This window comes from Terriglobia bacterium (assembly GCA_036496425.1).
Lineage (GTDB): Bacteria > Acidobacteriota > Terriglobia > 20CM-2-55-15 > 20CM-2-55-15 > 20CM-2-55-15.
The window spans coordinates 1-18,594 of record DASXLG010000187.1; the positions used below are offsets into that span (position 1 = coordinate 1).

Genomic DNA, 18,594 nt, shown 5'->3' on the forward strand with positions numbered 1-18,594 from the left:
CCTCTCGGACCTTGAGACCGTTTATGAGCCTGTCGATTCGAAGCTGTATTACATCAAGTACCCGTTGAAGGGGACTCCGGATGCGTTTGTCGAGGTTGCGACCACGCGGCCGGAGACAATGCTGGGCGATACGGCCGTCGCCGTGAATCCGAGTGATAAACGCTACGCAGGATTCAAGGGACAGTTCGTCATCCTTCCATTAATGAACCGGGAGATCCCTTTCATCGAAGATGCAGTCGTGGAATCGGCGTTCGGCACCGGAGTTGTGAAGGTGACGCCGGCGCACGATCCCGCGGACTTCGACATGGGCCAGCGGCACGGTTTACCGCAGATCAGCATCATCGATGAAGACGCCAGAATCACGGCGGAAGGCGGGCCTTATCAGGGACTCGATCGCGCCGAGGCTCGCAAGCGCGTTCTGTCCGACCTCGATGCCCAGGGTCTGCTGTCGCGCACGGAATCGCTGAAGAACAACGTCGGACATTGCCAGCGTTGCCACACCGTCGTCGAACCGCTGTTGTCGACGCAGTGGTTCGTTCAGATCAAACCGCTGGCGGAACCGGCAATCGCGGCAGTCGAGCAGGGCCGGACGGAATTTGTTCCGGCGAACTGGTCCAACACCTACTTCCAGTGGATGCGCAACATCCGTGACTGGTGTATTTCGAGGCAACTGTGGTGGGGCCATCGCATTCCGGCCTGGTACTGCGACGATTGCAGCGAAATGATCGTGTCTCGAACCGACGTCGATCGTTGTCCGAAATGCTCTTCGGGAAAGATCCGCCAGGATCAGGATGTTCTGGACACCTGGTTCAGCTCGGGCCTCTGGCCGTTCTCTACGCTCGGGTGGCCAGATCAGACGGAAGATCTGAAAGCATTTTATCCGACGACCTTGCTGGTGACGGCCTACGACATCATCTTCTTCTGGGTTGCGCGCATGATGATGTTCGGCCTGAAATTCATGAACGACGTTCCGTTCAAGGCCGTTTACATCACCGGAATCATTCGCGACGCCGAACGGCAGAAAATGTCGAAATCGAAGGGTAATGTTGTCGACCCGCTCGAGATCATCGACAAATTCGGGACAGACGCCGTCCGTTTCGCCCTTGCGCGCATGGGAGCTCCGGGAACCGATATCGCCGTCTCGGACGAGTTGCTCGACAGCTATCGCGCCTTCGCCACGAAAATCTGGAACGCCGCTCGGTTCATTTCCCGTTACGTCGACGAAAGCGACCGGCTGTCGCCGCTCACTGAATTGAAGCAATCGAACCTGTCGTTGGCCGACCGCTGGATCCTGTCGCGCCTCGCGCGAGCCGCAGCGGATGTGAACCGCTCGGTCGAACAGTACAATCTGCATGAGGGCTCGCGGCACGCCTACTCGTTCTTCTGGCACGAGCTCTGCGACTGGTATCTCGAGATGATCAAGCTTCATCCCGAGCGGTCGAAGCCCACATTGCTCTATGTTTTCGAGAGTGCTCTGAGGCTCTTGCATCCGTTTATGCCGTTCATCACCGAGGAACTCTGGCAGAACGTTCCGCACCAGGGCGAGTCGATCATGATAGCGGCGTATCCTGAATTCGATCCTGAACTGGTCGACGAACGCGCGGAGGCGCAGACGGAACTGATTCAGGAGATCATCGTCAAGGTGCGGAATATCCGTTCCGAAATGAACGTCGACGCAAAGCAGACGGTCCCGGTCCGGATTGCGGTGACCGATCCGGAGCTGACAGAGCTTCTGTCCGATGCGCGCGAATACGTGTTCAAGCTGGCTCAGGTCAGCCGGCTTGAAGTCGTTTCGCAGCTGAGCGGCGACAAGCTTTCGGCCCGTGCAGTTGCGGGTGGCCTTTCGCTTGAAGTCCCGCTTGCGGGTTTGATCGACGTCGAAACGGAACGCGCGCGATTGAAGAAAGAACTCGAAAAGGCGCAGCGGGAGATTGACGGCCTGGAGAGGAAGCTGTCGCAGGCGAGTTTCATCGAGCGGGCGCCGAAAGAGGTCGTCGAGGAAAACCGCCGCCGTCTCGCGGACTATCAGGATCAGGCCGCCAAGTTGAACGAAGGTTTGACGCGGTTGGAGTGACGGGCGGGGCTAAGGTCTTACGCCGCTCCGCGGCTGATGCCCCAAGTCAGTATGCAAAATATCGATCTTCAGCTTTTGCGGCCTTTTTTCCTGGATGCCCTTCGCGAGGACATCGGTTCCGGGGATATCACATCCCGGGCGGTTGTCCCCGCCAACGCTCACGCCCGGGCGCGCTTTACGGCCAAGGAAGCGCTGGTCGTTTCCGGTGTGCCCATCGTGCATGAGATTATCCAGCTGGTCGATCCAGAGCTTGAGTTCAAGGCGCTGGAATCCGAAGGCGCTTCCGTGGCGTCCGGAGCCCCGATCGCCGAAGTCCGCGGTTCGGCCCGTTCGATCCTGACTGCCGAGCGCATATCGCTCAATTTGTTCCAGCGCATGTGCGGAATCGCGACGTTGACCCGCCGTTACGTGGATCGTGTCCAGGGCACGCATGCCCGCATCGTCGATACACGAAAGACCGCACCCGGACTACGCGTGCTCGACAAATACGCGGTGACCTGCGGCGGCGGTATGAATCACCGCATGGGACTGTTCGACGGCATCCTGATCAAGAACAACCATCTTGCATTTCATTCCTCCGTCGATGCGGCCATCCGCGCGGCTCGCGCCCATCTGGGTTACCTGGTGAAAGTCGAGGTCGAAGTGCGAAGCCTCGAAGAATTGCGCACGGCGCTGGAAACGGGCGCCGACGTGATCCTGCTGGATAATTTCAATCCGCAGCAAACCCTGGAGGCGGTACAGCTGGTATCCGGGCGCGTTCCGATCGAGTCATCCGGAGGTATCACGCTGGACACTGTTCGCGATTTTGCCGAAGCCGGCGTCGACTACATCTCGATCGGCGCGCTGACCCATTCGGCCCGCGCTGTCGACATTCATTTGCGGGTAATGCCCGAGTAATCTAATCATCGAATGGACCGGAAACTCGACGAGCTTCTATTTGCCCTGATGCAGAACATGACGCTCGCGGTGTCGGGAGAGAAGCTGGCCAAAGATCTTCGTGTTTCTCACTCCACGCTCCTGCGATGGATCGAAAAGCTTCGTGAAGCCGGAATCGAGATCCGTGGCGAGCTGTTCACCGGTTTCAGGCTGGTCCGCCTGCCCGATGTCCTGCTGCCGCAGATTATCCGGCCGAGGCTTCGCACCCGGATCATCGGCCGGAACCTGTTTCACTTTTATGACGTCGATTCGACCAACTCTTTCGCCGGCCGCTTGATCACTCACGGCCGCAAGATTCCGGAGGGAACCGTGGTCCTGGCCGAAGCGCAGACCGCCGGCCGCGGCCGGCTGGGACGCAGCTGGCACTCCCAGAGAGAAGCCGGCATCTATTTTTCGATGGTTTTGTTCCCGAAAGCGCCGCCCAGTCTCGCGCCGCTGTTCACGCTGGCCACTGCAGTGGCGATGCACAATGCGGTGGAGCGCTACACCGGGCTCGACATCGACATCAAATGGCCGAATGACCTGCTGATCGGGCAACGGAAGTTCTGCGGGATACTTTCCGAGATTCATGCGGAAGTGGATCTGGTGAAGATGATGATCATCGGGGTTGGCCTCAACGCGAACCATGAAAGCCTGCCCGAAGATATAGCGCAGCGCGCGACCTCGCTGCGGATCGCATCCGGCCACATTCAATCGAGAATCGAGATTTTGCTGGAATTCTTTGAAGAGTTCGAGACCATCTATATGGATTTCGAGCGCAAAGGGCCGCGCAGCATCATCGATCAATGGACGTGTTCTTCGAGTTTCGCGAACGGGCGCAGAATCGAAATCCATGACGGCGTCCGGAAAATCGCCGGAGTTACCCGCGGTTTGAACCCGCTCGGCGCGCTGAGAATCGAACAGAAGGGCGGCCAGATTGAAGAGGTCTACAGCGGCGACGTCGTGGAGTGGGAGTAACCATGTTACTGGCAATTGATCTCGGCAACACCAACACGGTCTTCGGAGTCTACGACACCAGCGACAAGCTCGTCATGCACTGGCGGCTGTCCACTCAGAAGGAGCGAACCGTCGATGAGTACGGCATCCTCCTGCGCAACCTTTTTGCGCTGGAGAAAATCGACGCGGCAAAGATCCGCCGCGTGATTATCGCTTCGGTGGTGCCGCCGCTCGACCCGGTATTGAACGAGATGGCATCTGTCTATTTTTCGGTGAAGCCGGTCTTCGTGACCCACGAGAATGCCGGGATTCCCATTCTCTACGACGATCCGCGCGAAGTCGGCGCCGATCGCATCGTCGACGCGGTTGCAGTAATCCACAAGTACGGCAAGCCTGCGATCGTGGTCGACTTCGGCACGGCCACGACGTTCGATGCGATCACTTCGGACGGCGAGTATCGAGGCGGCGTTATCGCTCCTGGAATTGTCATATCCGCCGAAGCGCTGTACGAACATGCCGCCAAGCTTCCCCGGATCGAAATTCAGAAACCGCCGCATGTCATCGGCACTTCCACGATCACGAGCATGCAAAGCGGCCTGTTCTACGGCTACGTCGCTCTGGTCGACGGCATCATCGCCAGAATGAAAAAGGAACTCGGTCCGGATGCGCGGGTCATCGGCACCGGCGGCCAGGCTCTATTCATCAGCCAGGAAACCAAGCTGATCGACACGGTCGATCCGAATATCACGCTGGACGGGCTTCAACTGCTCGCCTCACGCCTGACGCGCTGACAAAAGCCGTTGGATTGATGACACTCATGTAATAATGGCGCAGCTTTGGCGGCTGCCGAAGCGGGAGACGATATGATGCGTCGAACAGTACTTGCCGTATCCCTGCTTGCATGCGCGGTCCTTTGTGCGTGCAGCCGCTCCGCCGGCAGCAACGAAACGTCGGCGATTGACGTCAGCCATCCTGTAAAGGGCGACTGGGCCGTTGTTCGGCTCGAAAGCGATCCGGATAACCTGAATCCGCTTATCAGTACAAATGCTGTTGCCCACTACGTGATGTGGGGAGTCAATAATTCTCAGGTATATGAGTTGTTGATGGCCTACAACAACAAAGACTTTGGTTTGACTGAGCCCCTTCTGATAGAAGCACCACCTTCAATTTCTGACGATCGTTTGACATATACCATCAAAATTCGGGACGGTGTTAAATGGCACGATGGCGTGCCCTTTACCCCCGACGATGTTCTGTTCACCTTCAAAGCTGCTGCTTGTCCTCTGGATGATACCGGGCCGGTTCGTAGTTATTTGAGTGAAATTGCAGACATTCAGGTGGACGGCCGCTCCATGCGTTTCCAGATGAAGAAGCCGAATGTATACAATGTAGAAAACGTCGCCAACACTCTGGCCATCATTCCAAAGCACGTTTTCGACGCGGACGGCTTGCTGGATGGCTTCAGCTATAAAGACATCATCGGGCCGAAAGGAAAAGCCGACCCCAAGATCAAGAAGTTTGCGGAAGGGTTCAACACTCATCCTGCGAATCGCGCCCCCATTGGAACCGGACCTTATAAGTTTGAAAAGTGGGACAGCGGCAAGGAGATTGTGCTCACAAGGAACGACGATTATTGGGGGAAAAAGCCCTATCTCGACAAGATCGTCTATAAGGTCATCAACGATTACACGGCCGCGCTCACTGCATTGAAGGCAGGAGAAATCGACCTGCAACCCAGGTTATTGCCTATTCAATACAGGGACCAGACATCCGGACAGGCGTTCGATCAGCAATTTGCCAAAGGAACGTACTCGATTCCTTCCGCCTCCTGGATCATCTGGAATAATGACCGGCCGTTTTTTAAAGACAAACGTGTCCGGCAGGCGATGACGATGCTGATCGACCGGCAGAAAATAATCGATAAGATCCGGCTCGGCCTGGGGACCATCGCCATTTCGCCGATCAGTCCTCAGGCGCCCAATTTCGATCCGAATCTCAAGGCGTTGCCTTATGACCCGAAGCGAGCCGGCGAATTATTGGATGAGGCAGGCTGGATCGATCACGATGGTGACGGCATCCGGGACAAAGACGGCGTGAAATTCAAATTCGAATTTCTGGGCTCCACCGGAAGCCCCACATTCCCGCAGCTTTCGCCTGTGCTTGAAGAAGCTTTCCGGAAAGCCGGCATTGAGATGACGGAGCGGACGATTGAATTCGCTTTGATGTCCAAGGCGCTGAAAGAGCACCGGTTCGATTCAAGCGCGCTCACCTCGTCATCCGATCTGGATCAGGAGCAAACGCAGATATTTCATTCCAGTTCGGCAGCAGGCGGCTCTAATTTTATGAATTTCAAGAACGCCGATTCCGACCGCCTTCTGGAGCAGATCAACCTGGAATTCGATCCGCAGAAACGGAAAGCTCTTTACTGGAAATGGCAGGAGTTGATGGCAGATGAACAGCCTGTCGCGTTCCTTTATTACTGGCTCGAACCCGCTGCCTATAGCAAGAGGTTCCAGAACGTGCAGTGGCTGCCGCTACGGCCCGGATACGACCTGAACAGCTGGTGGGTTCCAGCTGCGTTGCAAAAGTACAAAAGCACGACTGCGCCATAGAGGATGCGGGGATATTTCGTCAAACGTCTTCTTCTGATTATTCCAACGCTGCTGGGTATTTCGATCGTTTCGTTCATCCTCATCCATCTGGCGCCTGGCGATCCCGCAGAGCTGAAGCTTGCACAGAACGATCAAAGAATTACCGGAGACATCGCCGAACAACTCAAGGAAACCCGGGAGTTGTACGGGCTCGATCGTCCTCTCTACATTCAGTACTTCAGCTGGCTGAAACGGATCGTCACATTCGATTTCGGCGAATCCCTGCGCGATCATCGGCCGATCATCGACAAATTGAAGGAACGCCTGCCTGTTTCGATCGAATTGAGCGGGATTTCGATCGTTCTTGCCTATTTAATAGCGATTCCGCTCGGCATGTACTCGGCGACGCATCGATTCACTATAGGCGAACGCATACTTACAGTCCTGTTGTTCGGGCTTTACTCCATTCCGAACTTCTGGCTGGCGACGATGGCCATCATTTATCTCGGCGGCGGTGACTTCTGGAACGTGTTTCCAGTATTTGGTCTGACCTCGAACAACTCTGCGACGTGGCCGCTATGGCAGCGTGTCGTCGACGAAGGATGGCACCTCGTTCTTCCGGTGGGGTGCCTGACGTATTACACGATGGCGGTTCTGTCGCGATATATGCGCGCCAGCATGCTGGAAATCATCCGCCAGGACTATATCCGGACGGCAAAAGCCAAAGGTTTGAGCGAGCGGATGGTCGTCTACCGTCATGCGTTGCGGAATTCGTTAATACCGATCATTACACTCGTGGCTGATCTTCTTCCGGCCGTTGTCGGAGGCAGCATCGTTATCGAAACGTTGTTTTCCATTCCCGGGATGGGGCAGCTCAGCTATGAGGCTGTATTCACGAGAGACTACCCGCTCCTCATGGCTCTGTTTACGACGAGCGCCCTCGTGACGCTGGCTGGTGTCCTGATTGCGGACTTTCTGTACGTACTGGCGGATCCCAGAATTGCTTATGGACAATGATCGGCAGCCTGAAAGCTACTGGCACATCATCTCCCGGCAGTTCCGTAAGAATCGTGCCGCTGTCGCGGGATTGTTCATCGTTCTCGGGTTCTTTCTGGTAGCCGCACTTGCGGACTTCATTGCAAACGATAAGCCACTCGCGATGAAATACGGCGGACAGATCTACTTTCCAGTCGTCGAGGACTATCTTGTCGGTGTCGGGCTTGACAGGTGGCCTTTGCAGTTTCGGAATATATCTTTCAAGGATTTTGCGGTGGAGAATTTCAAGCCCGGCGACTGGGCACAATTCCCGCCGATCCGGTATTCGCCGATCGAGGTTAATCTCAACGACGCTCTGCAACGACCTTCGAAGCAGCATTTCCTGGGTACTGACGACGTTGGCCGTGACGTTGCGAGCCGCATCATCCACGGTTCACGCGTATCCCTTTCGGTGGGATTTGTCGCGGTTTCGATCTACGTTCTGATCGGGCTGGCCATCGGGGCCATGGCCGGCTATTACGGCGGCGTTGTCGACATTGTGGCTTCCCGGGCGATCGAGATCATGATGACGATTCCAACGTTCTTTCTGGTCATTACCGCCGTTGCATTTCTCCCAAGAAGCATCTTCTACATCATGATCGTGATCGGGCTGACAAGCTGGCCGACCGTGGCGCGGCTGACCCGGGCGGAGTTTCTGAAAACGAAAACTCTGGATTATGTGGTTGCGGCTCGCGCTCTTGGTGCGACGGATGCCCGAACGATTTTCCGCCATGTGCTTCCGAATACGATGGCTCCTGTACTGGTCGCCGCGACGTTTGGAGTCGCTTCCGCGATTCTGATCGAATCGGCGCTTAGTTTCCTGGGTGTCGGCGTTCCTCCATCAACCGCGAGCTGGGGCTCGATTCTCGCCACGGCTCGTGAACTTCAGCCCAGCGGCTGGTGGCTGGCGGCTTTCCCCGGTCTCGCCATTTTCCTTACGGTTACTTCATATAACCTTGTTGGAGAAGGTCTTCGGGATGCGGCGGACCCTCGTTTGAAGGGCTAAGTCCGTTTATAATGGAAAGTGAATGCCGCCGATCAAGACTTTCTACGACGAGTTGGGTGTTCCTCGTGACGCGAACGCGGCTGCGATCAAGCATGCTTTCAAAGAAGTAGCGAAGGTTTATCACCCCGATAAAAATCCTCCGGATAAGCAGGCATGGGCTCATGAGCAGATGAGCCGGTTCAATTTCATCATGGAGACGCTGCTCAACCCCACGACCCGCCAGGAGTACGACGACCTGGTGAAAAAATACGAGGAGGCGCCGGCTCCATCCGTGCGGCCGCGCCGGCCTCGCGAGCAGAACGCCCTTGAGCGCGAATACGCTCAGGTGTCGGTCGAGATCATGAATCTGGCAGGGAAGTATTCAAATTGCCGCTTGAAGATGATGATCGGCGCAATTATCGGCAGTGTTGCGGCGATCATGCATATTTCCGCCTATCTCATGCCGTCGGACGTCTTTCAGGATTTCCCGATCACATTCGCCTTCACCTATTTCTTCACGCTGATTGGCGGAGTCATGTTGATCATCGGCATCTCCGACTATCTGGGCCGCGGGCAATACCGCCGAAGAATAAATGAATTAGAACAGAGGCGTTCCCAGCTCCGCGAGCGCATGTATGAAGCGTTCGTATCGAACTGAAAGTCAGGCGCTATCTGCTACGAGATCTGCAGTAGCGAGTCCTCAGAAGGGTCGTAATCGCGATCGACGGCGATTCGATAGTTGGCGACTTTCAATTCACAGCCGGCGCCGAGGCAAACCCAATGGTCGGCCGGCGCGTCATCGCGTCCCCGGCGGAATCGGGTCGTCAAGCCGCACTTGGGGCAGCGTTGCTGCTTGCTGAAGTTGCGTTTTTTGGCGAAGCGCGTGTAGGAGAAGTGCCTAGGGACGGAGTTGAACCGCCGACGCCGGCCTTTTCAGGGCCGCGCTCTACCAGCTGAGCTACCTAGGCTCCAGCGAACCCTATAACGTTACCGGAGCCAGGGGGCACTCGTAAAGACCCAAGTTGCAGGCCATACTGGTGTTTGCATGAAGAGATACCGCCTCTCCGCCCCCGCCGCAACGATCGCCGGTCTCGCAATAGCCGCGGCGGCGGTGTCGTGGTTCGCGGTTGCCGGCACGCCGCTGCCGCAAGCCCTCTTGATGATTTTCCCGGGTTTGGCATTTACCGGAATGCTGCTCCTCGGCAGTGATCAGATCCTGGAAGCCGCTCAAAAATCAGCAAGGACACAGCCGGCCAGGATTGCCGCCGTGCCGATCATACTCTGGGCCCTGTATGCCGGTTATGCGACGGGAATGGGGATTGCTAACGTGAGAGGCCTGACGACAATGGCGGTGTATTTGAGCGTTCCGTTCCTTGTGTTCGCTGTATCGTCCAAGGCCGAACCGCTGGTGATCCTCTGGATCTGGCTGCCGTTGGAACTGGGCATCGTTCGCCAGATTCTGGTCGCGAAGATGCCGGGCCCGGACCTGCATTACGCCTTTGCCCAGCTGCTGGCGATCGATGCGGGCCTTGTCGCTTTTATTGTCTGGAACGGAACGCCGAACGTCGGCTTTCGCTTCGAGGTGGATCGCACTTACATTCGAGCCGGCCTCGCGAGCTTCGTGATGTTTGCCGTCATCGCGATTCCCCTGGGCTTTGCGATCGATTTCATCCACTACAGCTTTACGCTGAAAAAGTTATATTCCGCTATCCCCGTGTTCGCCGGAATATTCCTCTTCACGGCTTTGCCTGAAGAATTCCTCTTTCGAGGTTTAATTCAAAACTGGCTCGAACGTGTGACTCGGAGACGGGTCGTCAGCCTGGTAATCGCAGCGCTCATATTCGGCGCATCGCATCTCAATAATGGTCCACCCATTCCGAACTATCGGTATTGTCTGATGGCGACGATCGCCGGGATCTTCTACGGCAGCGCCTGGAGCGCTACGGGAAGCCTGATGGCTTCTGCTCTAACCCACGCGCTGGTGGATACCGTCTGGAGCGTGGTGTTTAGATGATGATGCAGGCTTGGGCCGCAGGGGAAGTCCTTTTCGTTTTCGCCGGGGTGGTGGCATACATCTGGCGGTTGCAGTTCAGGTTTCCGGACTTCGCAGTTGTCCTGCTGGTCTTTATTCTTCTGACGTTTTTGCTGCATCGGGACCGGTTGCAGGACCTGGGATTCGGGTCTCGAGGACTGTGGAACGGAATCAGGCTGCTGGCGCTGCCGACGCTCATCATCGCTGCCGTTCTCATCGTTGCCCGTCTACCGGCCGCGTTTTTCACAGTCAATAGATTGTATGGACTGGGAAGGTATTTCGCCTGGTGTCTGCTTCAGGAGTTCGTTTTGCAGTCGTTCTTCGGCAACAGGTTGTTGCTCATCATGAAAAATCCCAAGCGTGCGGCGTGGATGAACGGCGTGTTGTTCGCCGCCGTGCACATGCCAAACCCCGTGCTCGTACCGGTGACGTTCTTAGGCGGCTATATCCTGACGCGCGTGTTTTTCGCAACGCGCAACCTTGTGCCGCTCGCTTTATCGCAGGCGATTATAGGAAGTCTGTTGTCTGTAGCACTGCCGGTGGCATGGCATCACGGGTTGAGAGTTGGTCCGGGTTTCTACCGGAGAAATCAGCCATAGGGGACAGTTACTGCGACGCCGGTTTTGCCAGCGCGGCTTCAATGGCAGCGGTGACGTCATGCGATTCGGGCTCAACAGCGGAGCGAAATCTGCCGATAATCTGGCCGTCGCGGCCGATCAGAAACTTTTCGAAATTCCACTGAATCTCGCCGGGGAACTTCGGATCGGTGGTTCGCGAAGTCAGATAATCGAATAGTGGAACTTTCCCCGCTCCGAGTACCGGCACTTTGGAAAACAAGTCAAATGTCACGCCATAGTTGGCTTTGCAGAACTGCTGAATTTCACCGTCCGACCCGGGTTCCTGCTGGCCGAAATCATTCGACGGGAATCCGAGAAGCGCCAGGCCTTGGGCGGCATACTTCTGATGCAGCTTCTGCAGGCCTTCATACTGGTAGGTGTAACCGCACTCGCTCGCCGTGTTGACGATGAGCACGACCTTGCCTTTGTACTTCGAAAGGTCAACAGGCTGGCCGTTCAGGCTGTTCATTTTAAAACTGAGCACGTCGGGCACCTTGCCTCCATTCTTGGTTTGAGCCGTTTGCAGCCCAGCTGCCGCCACCACCAGGATCGCCGCAAGAAGTATGTTGCGCATCGGAACCTCCGCTGATTCAGAATTGCAGGATACCGTGAAATTAGCGATTTCCGCTCGCTAAAACGTCTTTGAAAGTGACGGCCATGGCGGTGATATCGTCGGACTGTGGCACGCCTGCCGCGAAGATGCGCACTTCCGCCAGCACGTTAGTAACGATGTCTTCCGCCGATCCGCCCGGGGTCCGGCCGAGCAACTTGTGCAGGCGTTCGTCGGAGAAGAATTCCCCGGTCGCGCTGGCGGCTTCGGTAACGCCGTCCGTATAAAGGAAGATCGTCTCGTCCGGCTGCATCGTCAGTCGGCCGGTTTCAAAGCTCGCCGTTTCGAAGGCGCCCGCGATCATTCCGGACGGCTCCGTCAGCTGCCGTGAGTCGCCGCTTTTCGAAATGAGATACGGCGGATTGTGTCCCGCAATGCAGTATTCCAGTTCACCGGTATGGGTGTGGAGTATGCCGTAGAACACCGTCACAAACATCGCAGTATCGCTCTGCTGGGTCAGGACATCGCTCGTATATTTGACGCATTCGCCGGCAGAGCCGCCTTGCAAGGCGGTGGCTTTAAGTAATGTCCGGCACACGGCCATGAAGATGGCGGCGGGAACACCCTTGCCCGACACGTCGCCGATCACGAAGGCCAGCCGGTCGGTATCGATCAGGAAAAAATCGTAAAAGTCGCCGCCGACTTCGCGCGCGGGCGTCATCTGCGCAAAGATTTCGAATTCCGTTCGACCCGGGAACGGAGGAAACTGCCGCGGCAAAATCGACTGCTGAATGCGCGCAGCAACGCCGAGTTCATGCTGAATCGCAGTGAGCTCTTCGCGCGCCTGCAATCCCTGTTTGATCGTTTCCAGTTCCTGGATCGTCTTGTTGAGAGTCGTTTCGAAATCGGCAAAATCGATCGGTTTGATCAGAAAATCATAAGCGCCGCGGTTCATCGCGGTGCGGATGTTCTGCATGTCGCCGTAGGCGGAGACAATGACGGCTTTGAGAATCCGGTTAATGTCGGTCAGCCGCGACAACAAGGTCAACCCGTCCATCACGGGCATGTTGATATCGCTCATGATGACGTCCAGAGTGGGATCGTCCTTCAGCCGGTTCAGCGCTTCCTGCCCGTTGTGCGCGAATACGAACTCGAATTCGCCGTCCTTGATCCGCTTGCGGAAGCGCTGCCGGATCAAGACTTCAAGATCCGGCTCATCATCGACGATCAATACTTTAAAGGCCATTCCAGGCACCCTCTAGGTGGTCTTCATCTTCGGCAACGTGATAATAAACTCCGCGAACTGACCGGGCTCGGATTCCACCCGGATTTCCCCTTTGTGCTGCTGCACCACAATCTCGAAACTCATCGATAAACCCAGACCGGTGCCGGACCCGGTGGGCTTTGTGGTGAAGAACGGTTCGAAGATTCTCGCCTTCACTGCAGGCGGAATCCCGTCTCCGTTATCGCGAATGCGGAGCTCAACGCGACTGCCCAAATCGCGGGTCCGCGAGGACACCAGCGGTTCGAATCCGTCGCCGACCCTCTTCTTCTTTTCATATGCGGAATAACATGCGTTATTCGCAATATTCAAAAACACCCGGCTCAGGTCATGCGCCACGACGTTGACCGGTTGAAGAGACGGATCGAGATCCTCCTCGATGCCGACGTTGAAGTTCTGATTCTGCGCTCTCATTCCGTGATATGCCAGCTTTACATATTCGGAGAGCAGTGAATTCAGATTCGTCAACTGCCACTGCCCGGATTGCCCGCGTGAATGCATCAGCATATTGCGGACGATGCCATCGGCGCGCTTTCCATGCTGCTGAATCTTGCTGACATTCTGCTGAAGGTCATTAAGAATTTCGGCGATATTCTCGACCTCCTTCGGATCGAGCCGCTGTTTCTGTTCGGCAATCGACTGCCCGAGTTCGTCGACCAGACTGACGGAAACCTCTGCGAAGTTCGTCACGAAATTGAGCGGATTCTTGATTTCGTGGGCAATGCCGGCGGTGAGGGATCCCAGGGACGCGAGCTTCTCCTGCACGACCAGCTGATCCTGCGCTTTACGCAGCTGATCCATGGCCTTCTCCAGTTCCTCGCTTTTCCTCCGCTCCTGATCGCCGGCTCGCGTCAGTTGGTCGTGAGCCAGCGCCAGCTTCCCCGTCATGTCGTTGAATGCGCGCGCCAGTTCGGAGAGTTCATCATTGCTCTTGATGGCGAGACGCTCTTCCAGATGCCCGCTGCCAATCAGCGCCGCGCCCTTCTTTAACCGATCGAGTCCCGTCGTCAACTGCGTCGACACGGCAAAGGCAACAATGATGGCAATCGCAGCGGATGCCAGAAAGATGGCGATCGCGATCCGATCGGTGAGCGTGGCGACCGCATAGAAATTGGAACTGGCGGCATCGACGCGTCCGTTTTCATCCTTCTGCAGCTGAGGCAGCCGGCTTTTCAACACCTCCTGCGTCAGCGGTTCGGCGCGCACCGCCAGTTCGGTGATCGCCTTCGTCTGATCGACGCCGAAACTGCCATAAAATACCCTCCACGATGCCGCCAGGTTCCGAAACGCGTTACCGAAGGCATCGATATCCTTCCGATTTTGCGGTTCGGCGAGGTTGTGCAGATCGTCGATCTGTTTTTCAACACTCTGCAATTGTTGATTGAACTGCGCCACTTCGACCGGATCCGCGCCGGAGGACGCCTCGGCAGCCTGACCGAGCAGCGTGATCTGTTTCTGGATATCGTTCAGCGTCAGGTTGATCGCCGAAATCAAAGCCTGACTGGACACCGCGCGCCGCAGCGCCTCGACGGTCAATTGCCGTCGTTGGTTTCCCCAGAAGTAGATGATCAGGTTGAGAGCGAACAGCATGACGATGACGAAAAAGGCGGCAGACAGTCTTCGTCGAATCGTCATGGGATGTAGCGGAGCGGATAGCCTTTTTGACCCGGTAGCAGACTGTCCACTTTCAGAACCTTGGCGTCCCTGGGTACCTGCTCCGCATCCATGAACGCGACAGCTCCGGGAATATTCGTCACCAGCGCAGCTGCCCGCTCATTGGTGTCGACCGTTTTGGGCGCGACAGAACTTTCGGCGCGAAACACTTTGCCGATCCAATACTGACGGAACTGCGCCTCACTCATTTCGAGAACATTCTTGAGAACGACGTCGCGTTCGCGTGCGACTGGCGCGTGAATCAGCAAGGTTACCCGGATGCTGGACGACCAGAACTGCCGATCGCCCAACAAGATCTTCCGCAGCTCCGCAAAAGTGAGGTTATCTACCGGAACATCCTTGTTCGCGACGACCGCAATGTCCGCTGCTGGCGCGGGATTTGCGAACAGCGTCACGATCGGGAGAAGGATGGCGAGGAAGCACCACATATTCCGTCGGTTCATCGATTCTCCTAAAACGTGTAGCTGATGTTCATAAAGCCAAAATTGTAATCCGGCAAGCCGGGCGCGCGCCGCTGGTTGCGAAATTCAAACTTGAATGCAGCGAAGTTTGTAAGGTCGTAACGTACTCCGGCCACGTGGCCCGCCAGGTTGGGCAGCGGTTGGAACATGGTATCGGACTTCGGGACATGAATGTACTCGAAGCGATAGTAGGGTTTCCACTGGCGGCCCCAAAACGGCAGACGATATGCCGCCTGCACATAATACGCCTGACTGTTCGCGATCGGCGCCGGCACGGTGAGACTTTTATGCCGCGTATCCGCCGCTTCGGCAATAATCTCCGGCCTTTCACGGGTGAGGACGAAGTGAGCAGAGGTGATCCACTCGTCGTAGTCTCTTCCGTTGGTCGTCACTTTGTCGTGATAGGCGGATCCTCCCGTCTGCAGACCATAAAACCGGTCTGGACGGATGAAGCCGTTGACCAGCCACGTTTTGGCATTGTTGATCGGCCCGAAGTCGCCAGGCCGGCTGATCACGGCGCCGCGGCCGTTCCCCATGCCGACGTTGTAATTCAGATTCAGGCCGCCGGCGGGGACGGCGCCCTCGAGGAGCGCGCCGACGAAGTGGACCGGAATGAATTTGCCGCCGAACTGCGTCATTTCCGGACGGCTCACCGTGGTCTGAAGCCACTGGCCATGATGGAATGCGGTGTTCCAGTAATTGATGGGCGTGTGGTAGCGGCCGAACGACACTTTTAAGTAATCGTTCTCTTCGAACCTGATGATGCTGCGTTCGACTTCCGGATTGAAACCGGTCGCAGGCGGCGAGCCGGTACCGGCATCGGTGCGGGCCGTCAAGCTGATTTCGGCAAGATAATTGACCCGAGGCGACAGATTGGAATTGAAGTGCAGAATGAACTGACCTTCGCTAAACCCTGTTTTGGCGCCCGGTTGGTCGCCTCCGCTGAAAGTGAAATCGCTGAAGCCGGCCATATTCAATGTCGGCCGCGGCATGGAGTTGGGGTGCATGATCGCTTCCATGCCTTCGGGCGGCGCGGGCGGCTGCGCCGTCACTACCGGAGGAGGCGGCGGACTCTGCGCCTTCGCTCCTTCCAGTTCGGCGACGCGCTTCTCCAACTGATCGATCCGGTCCATTAACTTCTGGATAACTTGTGTCTGCTCCTGCGGATTACCTGCCTGAGCCAGAACGGTCGAGGCCTGGGCGAACACGAGCCCGCAGGCCAGCAGCACTGTTTTCGTCAATGAATCGTCTCCCTGATGGTCACTTGGATTTCATGACCCACGTTCCATTCCAGCCGGCGGCCGGCGGAAACTGCCGCAGTTCATCGCACCGTCTGAGGTACATCGCGGAGGTAAGGTCGTGGGGATGAAGATCCAGTGCGGTGGAAAAAGCTCGCTTCGCCTCGTCCCAGCGGCGGTCGCGGTAAAGTTGCAGACCGTCGGCGAAGCATATCAACACACTTTGCATCTGTGGAAAGGATTGTTCGGTGTGGTAATCGAGAATTTCAAAGACCCGGACCGGCTCCGATTTACCGTGCAGCAGCACGCGATCGACCTCCCTGCTGCAGTAGCCGCCGCGCAGCCGCTGGAACGTTGCGGCGCTGACCAGAATTCCGGTGCCGTATTCCTTGCAGGCGCTCTCCAGCCGGGAAGCGAGATTGACGCCGTCGCCGATCACGGTATAGTCCATCCGCTTCGGCGAGCCGATATTCCCGGAGACTACGACATCCGTATTGATGCCGACCCCGATGAACAGCGGCTTGCGTCCGCTCGACACGCGGCGTTCGTTGAATTTCCGCAGTTCCGCATGCATAAGAATGGCGGCGCGAACCGCGCGATCCTCGTCGTCGTCGCGGGCGAGCGGAATGCCGAATGCCGCCATAAAGGCGTCGCCGATGAATTTGTCAAGCATCCCGCCTTCGTGCTGAATGCAATCGACCATGACCGTAAAGAACTCGTTCAATAGCGTCACGGTTTCCGGAGGACCAAGCTCTTCGGTCAGGCGGGTGAAGCCGCGAATATCGGAAAACAGCACGGTGGCGAGACTGCTCTGTCCGCCGAGAACATTGTCTTTCGATTCGAGCAATTTTTCGGCAATCGAAGGGTCGACATAGCGGGACATCGTGGCTTTCAGCCGCTTCTCCTTGGTGATGTCCTCGATCATGATGACGGAACCGGACTGTCCCTTATTGAAACTGCTGAGCGGTAGAACCGTGACGTTTGCCTGAATGGTCCGCTCGCCGAACTGCAACTGCGCATCGATGGTCACGTTGTCGGTCCTGGCTTCCTCAACGTGCCGCAATTTCTCGATCACCCAGTCGTTCGCGTTGCCAAAGACCTCCGCCACAGGTCTGTCGATAACATCGGCCGCCTGAATGTCCAGGATGCAGCAGCCGGCGGCATTGCACGTCATCACAATGCCGTCTTCGTTCACGGTCACGACGCCGCTCGACATACTTTCCAGAATGCTCTCGTTGTAGTTCTTCATCGTCTGGACATCGCCGAACAGTTTCGCGTTTTCCAGGGCGATGGAAATCTGCGATGAAAATGTCTGCAATCGGGCTTCATCGTCCGCGCTGAAGGCGCTGCCGATTTTGTTCAGGACTTCGGTAACGCCAATCGTTTTACCCTGTTTGTTAATAACGGGCACGCACAGAATCGAGCGGGTGATGAATCCGGTGCTGCGATCGACGTGAGCATTGAACCGGGCATCGGCGTAGGTATCCATCAACCGGATGGGACGGGACGTGGTAAACACGGTGCCTGCGATCCCGGCGGTAGCCGGAATGCGAATTTCTCCGAGATTCAGACCCTCGCCGACTTCGGTGTACAACTCGTTCCTTTTCTCGTCATGAAGGAACAGTGTCGACCGCTCGGCATTCAGCATTTTTGTAATGGTTGCAATGATCTTGCCCAGAAGAGGTCCCAATTGAAGTTCGGACGACAAATCGCTGACCACCTCCAAGGTGGCACGCAAGTGGTCCTGCGCCTTCAACCCCTGTTTCACCCTTTCCAGTTCACGGACAGTTTTCGCCAGCGTGAGTTCGAAATCCCGCAGATCGACAGGCTTGGTCAGAAAGTCGTAGGCACCCAGATTCATCGCGGCGCGGATGTTCTGCATGTCGCCGTAAGCCGAGACGACCACCGCTTTCAGGGTGCGGTCGAGCGCGGTCAGGCGGGAAAGGAGCGTCAGCCCGTCCATGACGGGCATATTGATGTCGCTCATCACCACATCAATAGCCGGATCGCGATGCAGGTGTTCGAGCGCGTCCTGGCCGTGACGCGCAAAAATGAATTCGAACTCGCCGCTCTGTATCCTTGCGCGGAAGCGCTGGCGGATCAGCAGCTCCCAATCCTGTTCGTCGTCGACTATCAGTACTTTGATAGGCATAGCGTGGGGCACGGTACCACCGATTCCTTCC

At 56.6% G+C, this 18,594-nt stretch carries 17 protein-coding genes and 1 tRNA gene; 10 read left to right on the top strand and 8 right to left on the bottom strand.

Features of this window, described 5'->3' with window-relative positions:
* The 8 genes from VGK48_13155 to VGK48_13190 all read left to right on the top strand — a co-directional run.
* The coding region (locus VGK48_13155) for a valine--tRNA ligase (protein HEY2382120.1) at positions 1–2,074 on the top strand (2,074 nt) is incomplete at its 5' end.
* A gap of 51 nt (positions 2,075–2,125) precedes the next feature.
* Positions 2,126–2,971, top strand: a complete 846-nt coding sequence (nadC, locus tag VGK48_13160) for a carboxylating nicotinate-nucleotide diphosphorylase (protein HEY2382121.1) — start codon at positions 2,126–2,128, stop codon at positions 2,969–2,971.
* 12 nt (positions 2,972–2,983) lie between these two features.
* A complete protein-coding gene (locus tag VGK48_13165) occupies positions 2,984–3,967 on the top strand; it encodes a biotin--[acetyl-CoA-carboxylase] ligase (protein ID HEY2382122.1) in 984 nt (327 codons plus the stop codon).
* Between the two features lie 2 nt (positions 3,968–3,969).
* Positions 3,970–4,737: a type III pantothenate kinase gene (locus VGK48_13170; protein HEY2382123.1), complete on the top strand. Its 768-nt coding sequence runs from the start codon at positions 3,970–3,972 to the stop codon at positions 4,735–4,737.
* Between the two features lie 72 nt (positions 4,738–4,809).
* A complete protein-coding gene (locus VGK48_13175) occupies positions 4,810–6,558 on the top strand; it encodes a peptide-binding protein (protein ID HEY2382124.1) in 1,749 nt (582 codons plus the stop codon).
* 3 nt (positions 6,559–6,561) lie between these two features.
* A complete protein-coding gene (locus VGK48_13180) occupies positions 6,562–7,554 on the top strand; it encodes an ABC transporter permease (GenBank protein HEY2382125.1) in 993 nt (330 codons plus the stop codon).
* Entirely contained in the window at positions 7,544–8,578 is a 1,035-nt protein-coding gene (locus tag VGK48_13185) for an ABC transporter permease (GenBank protein HEY2382126.1), read from the top strand. The genes VGK48_13180 and VGK48_13185 overlap by 11 nt, the downstream gene beginning before the upstream one ends.
* 22 nt (positions 8,579–8,600) lie before the next feature.
* On the top strand, positions 8,601–9,215 hold the full coding sequence (locus VGK48_13190; protein HEY2382127.1) for a J domain-containing protein: 615 nt from the start codon (positions 8,601–8,603) through the stop codon (positions 9,213–9,215).
* 17 nt (positions 9,216–9,232) lie between these two features.
* Here VGK48_13190 and VGK48_13195 read toward each other — a convergent pair whose 3' ends face one another.
* On the bottom strand, positions 9,233–9,385 hold the full coding sequence (locus VGK48_13195; protein HEY2382128.1) for a hypothetical protein: 153 nt from the start codon (positions 9,383–9,385) through the stop codon (positions 9,233–9,235).
* 67 nt (positions 9,386–9,452) lie between these two features.
* A tRNA-Phe gene (locus tag VGK48_13200) sits at positions 9,453–9,525 on the bottom strand.
* 77 nt (positions 9,526–9,602) lie between these two features.
* On the opposite strand from VGK48_13200, the gene VGK48_13205 reads away from it, so the two are divergent.
* A complete protein-coding gene (locus VGK48_13205; GenBank protein ID HEY2382129.1) occupies positions 9,603–10,571 on the top strand; it encodes a type II CAAX endopeptidase family protein in 969 nt (322 codons plus the stop codon).
* Entirely contained in the window at positions 10,568–11,188 is a 621-nt protein-coding gene (locus VGK48_13210; GenBank protein HEY2382130.1) for a CPBP family glutamic-type intramembrane protease, read from the top strand. Before VGK48_13205 ends, VGK48_13210 begins: the two co-directional genes overlap by 4 nt.
* Positions 11,189–11,195: 7 nt before the next feature.
* Here VGK48_13210 and VGK48_13215 read toward each other — a convergent pair whose 3' ends face one another.
* From VGK48_13215 to VGK48_13240, 6 genes are read right to left on the bottom strand one after another with little or no spacing between them, the layout of a single operon-like run.
* On the bottom strand, positions 11,196–11,780 hold the full coding sequence (locus VGK48_13215; protein ID HEY2382131.1) for a glutathione peroxidase: 585 nt from the start codon (positions 11,778–11,780) through the stop codon (positions 11,196–11,198).
* Between the two features lie 40 nt (positions 11,781–11,820).
* Complete coding sequence (locus VGK48_13220) at positions 11,821–13,002, bottom strand: SpoIIE family protein phosphatase (protein HEY2382132.1); 1,182 nt, start codon at positions 13,000–13,002, stop codon at positions 11,821–11,823.
* Positions 13,003–13,014: 12 nt separating this feature from the next.
* Positions 13,015–14,673, bottom strand: a complete 1,659-nt coding sequence (locus VGK48_13225; GenBank protein HEY2382133.1) for an ATP-binding protein — start codon at positions 14,671–14,673, stop codon at positions 13,015–13,017.
* Positions 14,670–15,155, bottom strand: a complete 486-nt coding sequence (locus tag VGK48_13230) for a hypothetical protein (GenBank protein HEY2382134.1) — start codon at positions 15,153–15,155, stop codon at positions 14,670–14,672. Before VGK48_13230 ends, VGK48_13225 begins: the two co-directional genes overlap by 4 nt.
* Before the next feature lie 8 nt (positions 15,156–15,163).
* Positions 15,164–16,414, bottom strand: a complete 1,251-nt coding sequence (locus VGK48_13235; protein HEY2382135.1) for a hypothetical protein — start codon at positions 16,412–16,414, stop codon at positions 15,164–15,166.
* Between the two features lie 19 nt (positions 16,415–16,433).
* Positions 16,434–18,563: an adenylate/guanylate cyclase domain-containing protein gene (locus tag VGK48_13240; protein HEY2382136.1), complete on the bottom strand. Its 2,130-nt coding sequence runs from the start codon at positions 18,561–18,563 to the stop codon at positions 16,434–16,436.
* Positions 18,564–18,594: the final 31 nt, after the last annotated feature.